Annotated in this window: 3 protein-coding genes; all 3 read right to left on the reverse strand. The window is 63.9% G+C overall.

The genetic code is table 11. The features are described 5' to 3' along the window. On the reverse strand, positions 1-1373 hold a 1373-nt coding region (locus IBX18_RS41715), incomplete at its 3' end, for a pPIWI_RE module domain-containing protein (RefSeq protein ID WP_194838940.1). Next, a complete protein-coding gene (locus IBX18_RS41720; protein ID WP_228542614.1) occupies positions 1360-4338 on the reverse strand; it encodes a hypothetical protein in 2979 nt (992 codons plus the stop codon). The genes IBX18_RS41715 and IBX18_RS41720, both read right to left, overlap by 14 nt. A 269-nt stretch (positions 4339-4607) precedes the next feature. Next, positions 4608-5759: a hypothetical protein gene (locus tag IBX18_RS41725; RefSeq protein WP_194838942.1), complete on the reverse strand. Its 1152-nt coding sequence runs from the start codon at positions 5757-5759 to the stop codon at positions 4608-4610. Positions 5760-5880 lie beyond the last annotated feature (121 nt).

Raw genomic sequence — 5880 nt, forward strand, 5'->3', positions numbered from 1 at the left:
ACCCATGCCACTACTGCTGTGTCGTTATCTCCAGCGAGGTAAGGGATCTCGCCGATGTCGCGACGATGGTCCCCGTGAGCGAGCAGGGCTTCGTTTCGGTGGAACACGACCGATAGGCGACCGGTGAGCTGGACAGGCCGGTCGTCGTCCGCTCCGATGAGTTCGTCGGCGTCCTTCGAGCTGTAATCGGTCAAGGCGTCCACCATTCGGCGTCTGCTGTGCCGGTCGCCGTACAGGCAGAGCATGCGAAGTCTCTGTACTCCTGATTCGACGATGGCGACGTCGATCTTGTCAGCGGGGATGGCACCGCCGATTGGAGCGGACACGCTGATCTTGGTCTTCTTGTACGTCAGATCCGGCAGTTCCAGTCGGTCGCGGACCTGCTGTTGAAGTTGAAACAGAAATCGGGCACCGGGTCCCTTGCCCACTGGGTGTTTCGAGGGCTTGCCGATGAGTCGTACCGCTCCGGGTCCGTGGCCGAAGGTTTCCGGTAGTTCGGGAAGGGGGCTCAGTTGACACCTGTTCACGATTTCGGTGACGAAGTCCCGGTATTGCGGGTGGTGTCTGCCCTTTGCCGGCCATGGACCGCAGACAGGAAGCCGAAGGAGAGGTTGCGCGCAGTCGGTCGGAGCGATCCAGGCATTCTTGATGTCCCACCAAGTGTTTGGCATCCGTGCCACGTGGCCGTCGATTCGTAGGTAAAGGTGCCCTGCGCCCGGGAGAGTCACGATCGAGGTACTGACGTGGACCGTTGCGTGATGCTGCCCGTTGCTCCAGGTCCGGGTGACGGGGTTGTCCCAGGCGACCAGATTCCCTGTGGTGTCCAGGCGAAGTGAGATGGGTAGCTGATCGTCGATAACGAGTGGCTTGGCGGCAATCGCGGCCGCCAGGTTCCATTCCGCCATCCGGTACACCCATCCAGGTGCAGTGATCTGGTCCTGGTGGACTTCGATGAACTCGGTGACCTCCATGATCTGGGGGCGGGGATCGTTGAGGTGCGCTGCGAGGGTGTCCGCTTGCTCGTGCTGCAGACAGAGTCGTTCGAAAGCGCGAGCAGCGGTGGACAGCAGCCAGGGGTCGATGGGGGCCGTGGTGATCAGCAGCGAGTCGATGCCCTCTGCTTGCTGCCGCCGGGAGAGGTCGCCCCTGGGAAACAAACCGATAGGTTGGCCTGTCACGGCGGTCAGCGCTGTAGCCAGGTTTGAGTAGCGGGGCGACAGGGAGTCGCGACCCGCTCGCTGGCGGACCGACTTCTCGAACTGTTCCCAGGCCGAGCGAAAGGCCGGCGGCATCGGATACAGGACCAGCGACCCGAGCGCAGCGGGGTCAATTCGATAGTCGAGGGTGTGCAGGCCCGTCTCATTCTGGATCATCGGTATTCTTCCGCTGGTCGGCGAAGCTGAAGATCTCGGCGAGGGTCTGGCCATACAGCCGCTGCATGAGGTCGAGGTGCCCCTCTCGCTGCCACTCCTGGCGCAGCTTGGTGATCAAGCGTGGCATATCGGATCGGCCGCTGGAGTCGAGGAACGCATAATCGACGAGGTGGATCTCGCCGACCGCGCCGCCGCGCCGGGCGCGTCCTGCCAGCTGGATGAGCCCGTTGAGGGTTTCGGCGACGATACCCAGTTTGACCTCGGCGGGCATGGTGCGGAAGTAGGGCAACGAGTCGAACATCTCGTCAAAACTTCGGCCAGCGACACGTCGAAGAAGGTCCAGAACCGCGGCGGGCTCAGCGGTGGCGCGTTCAGATGCCTTGGCACGGCTGTGGACGTGGGCCAATATTTCGGTCGGTTCATCGATGAGGGGGATCGGGCGGACGACCAGCCACACCGACCCGAGCAGCGACCGACCTTGGGAGTCGACGATGTTCAAGCCGCGTTGAGCTCGAGCCAACGGCGCGATCAGCACTGAGCCGTCCACATGACGGCCGAACGACTCCAGCCGATCAGCAGGCAATGGGGTCCATCGTCGATTCGGCCTGTCGTCGTCAGGGCGCACCGCGGCCACGATCTGGTCGGCCGGGACGCCGGCGTTACTGATTCCGTCAGCCAGGTCTCGGACACCGTCATAAGAGGTCACCGCAAGCAGCAAGCGTTGACGGTGAGCGGTTTTGGGGTCGGCCGCAAGATTGCGAAGGGCAGGTGCCAGGCGTTTTTTCCACAGAAGTTCACCGAGCCGTACCAGAACATCGGTGCGGGCCTTGCCGTGTGTTCCCGAAACACGAAGGAACTCTTCGGCATCGGAGACCGGTGACGCCAGGATGTGGACGCCACCTGAGTGGTCGTCGGCCACCCACCATGTCGGCTTGCTGAAGACATGATGGTGGGGCGCACCCGGAAAATAGGATGTAGCCGAAAAGCCTACTACTACACGGGGTTTGCCGAGGTGTGCCAATGCGGTCACCTCGCCCAGCGAAGTGACATAGCTGTGGGGGTCACCGCCGAAGCCACTCACGCGCAGGGATGCGTCGTCGGGGCGGTCGGGGTCGTAGTGCTCGGTAAACGCGAACAGCGACCTGCCCAGCGGGCCGTATGGGATAGCGCGCCATTCAGCGTATTGCCCGAGTGCCTCGGCGATATCGCGGGCGGCCATGATGCCCGACGCCTGAAGCTGGGGAGCCGCGTAAACGAATCGGAATAGCAGAGAACGCAATTGCTCCAGGTACGCCCGGCGAATGAGCCTGTCCGTCGCGACAATCCGCTCCTTTTCGTCACTCAGTCGGCTCTCCGGGTGGGGGCACTCTCGAAGCGTCTGGAAAATCGTTTCCCATACCGGCTGGAAGGCGTCGTCACCAGTCGTCAGGCTGGTCACCTGCCCCAGTGCGGTCCTGGCGGGCTGAAGCCACTCCGGCACCTTCGCCGGATCCCCTTCGAGGGGAAACAGGCCCTGCAGCATCTCGTAGTGCTCAGGTGTGGGCTTGACGTCGTCGGGAATGCCGAACAGCGTTGCGGCCAGCCGTGCATCCCACCGACGCGGCAGCAGCCACCGCCCGAACATAGGGTGACCTGGATTGCGACCACGTTCCTGACGTCGGAAAGCGCCCTCGGAGAGATGGCCGGTGTAGGTTTCGGCGAGGAAGCGTGCTTGAGCGGTCGCGGCTCGAACCTGATGTTCGACCGAGGCGTCCACCCTGCCCGACGACTCGGCCAGCTCGTTGTCCAGACGCCGCAGCGGCGAGGGCAGCGCACGTACACGCCGATCCGCCAGCACAAGACCGCGGGCGCTTCGGCCGAGCATGGCCGCCTGGAAAGCATCGATTTCATCGATGAGCACGACATGGCTGCGGTGCAGCAGCAGCTCCTCGACTCTGAAGTTCTCTTCGACTCGGCCTTGGATCTCGACCGGCACCTGTATCCCCCCGACTTGCCAGTTGGCGTGCGAGGTCACGATCACCGACGCGGCGAGAGCACTTCGCACGTTTCGGAACTTGCCGCACGAACGCTTCCACGGGCACGTTCTACGACTACCCGACGCCCGGCCGTCCTCGCGGATCTTTCGCAGACCGCCGCACGGCTCGTCGCCCGGCTGCCAGCTGTCGACAGCACCGTCCGTCAGCGCCGCTGAAGGCAGGGCGCATCCATATGCCAGCTTCGCAAACGTCCACTCCCCCAACGGATCGGTGCCGGCGCCGCGGGCGGTGTCCTCGGCCACTTTCTGCGCCGAGCGCGGCGAGGTTAGTGCAACGACCTCGTCGCCGTGCCCCAAGGCGCGCAGGCTGCGCTCGATGGAGTACGCCGTTGCGACGACCACGGCGTTGGTCGGCATCACGAGACTGGCCACTCGCTCGTGTTCGACGCACCAGCAGGCGACGAGTTCGGCAAGGACATTCTTGCCGACGCCCGTTGGCGCATGAAGTATTCGAGTCGGACCTGCGCGGAGGGTCCAGATGTCGACGACCTCCTCGCCGGGAAAGGTCTGCAGATGCTGGAAAATCCGATCGACCGACTCGAGTCTATGAACTTGCCCGAACGCGGTGTCCAGCCTCACGGCCAGATCACGCAGTTCGGCGACAGGGATGTCGACGGCGTCGGCGTCGGCGGCAGGACCGAGGGCTGCAGGAGGTTCGCCCGCGACGTCCTCCTCCAGCAGGTTCAGCTGATATTGCACGTCGACGGTTCGGCTTCCGCTGCCGCGCTCACCCGGTAGGTACAAAGGTGTGCCGAAGACGCCGGAACCTGCGATCGTGGCGGCTGCGCGCGGCCGCATCTCGCGCTCGCCCTGCAAGGCGACGAGGCATTCATCCACGTATTCCAGGGCAGGTCTTCCCAGGTCGACTAGCAGGTGACCGTCATCGTTCGGCCGGAAACCCGCGATCTTGTGGGGCACGAATTCCTGCACCAACCGAGCGAAAACGTTTCGGTTCGCGACCTCGACCGGTCGGAAACGCAGCAGGCGCGTGATCCTGGCCCGATCGTCCTGGTGCAGGGACGGCCAACGTGACCACACCTCCATGTGGCCGCTGAGGAAATAGCGCGCATCGTCTAGGTGGACACAGGTCCTCCCGTCGTCGCCGTGTCGGGGGAAAAAGTGCGCTGCAAGGCCGAGGGCACCACCTACTACGAACCTCAGCCCATCACGGTCTGTCGGACCTTTGCCGCCTGGTGTCATTACCGGCTGTCTCCCTGTTTGCGGACGTACTTCACGAATTCGCGGATCGTCCAGATGTGCTTGTCCGACAACAGGTCCCGTAAGATCGGCAGTTGGGCCCTGCGATAGTCGGGCACCACAATGTGCTGTGCGGTGGGTGCGTCTTCGGCGATCATGATCGGGTCGACACGGTCCTTGATATCGACCTCCAATTTCCGACCGCCGACCTGCACGAGCAGATCGATGGCGTCCAGTCCGAGCCACATCTCGACATGGACCCCCTTGATCTCCTCGAGCGCCGTTTCAGTGGCCAACTCAGAGATGCCCGGCACAGTGACGTGACGCCAGACCGAGGGCGCCAGACAAACCGACCCGTCAGCGGCTACGGCGACCGGGGTATTCAAGCGCTCGACTGTCAGCGCCACGAGGCTGGGCCGATCGTCGTGCCGTGCCGGGGTTACGAGCCGGAATCGGGCGTCGTGGTGGCGGAAGTCGCACGCCACGAGCGGCGGCTTGACACGCATCGGCCAACGACAGATTGGGCATGGCCACCAATAGGCCGAGCCGCCACCCGGCCAAGTGCGATCCGGCCCGATCGGACTGTACTCGGCGACGTTGCGAGCGCCCGCCTCGTTCCTGAGTTGAACCAGGCTGCGCGCGTCGCCCACCGGATGTTCGATGAGGAACCTGCGGGTCGCCTCGTAGGCTCGTTGGTCGCCGTTGGCGATCAAGCCTTCGTAGACCGATCTCTCCACCTGCTCGCGCCGCTGCCACGTCCAGCTCGGCAGCCATGTCCGGGCGGGGTCCGAGCTGTTTTCGAACAACGCCTCGGCGTACTCGCAGGCAATGTCTATGGCCGCGTCGGCAACCTCGCCATCCGGTTCCAGCAGAACGACCTCACTGACCGGGCTGCCAGAGCCGACCAGTGCTGACAGCGGCCCATGAAGCAGCTCGATCAATCTGGTCGGCTCCAGCGGTGTATGCATCGGGCCAAGGGCATGTACGACAACCCCGGTCATCCGCGACAGTTCTCTCCATGCTGCCGGGTGAGCCTGTCGCTGCGACCACGCCACGGCAGCCCGAACGGCGGCGGTGGTAACCAGGCCAACCGCCTGACGATCACTTCGAATGTCTCGCACCCGCAGCACGATAACGACCCCCACCGACAACATCCGCCGAGTTGGGTAACGACCGTGACGGCAGCACCTGTAACCGTCGGTCGTCCCATGTCTACTGCGGCCCAAGCAATTTCAAGATCAGAAGCGCAAACGCGCCCTCACCAGTGTGCTGGCG

Origin of the sequence: Nocardia sp. XZ_19_369 (assembly GCF_015355715.1) — a bacterium.
In the GTDB taxonomy this organism is placed as follows: Bacteria; Actinomycetota; Actinomycetes; order Mycobacteriales; family Mycobacteriaceae; genus Nocardia.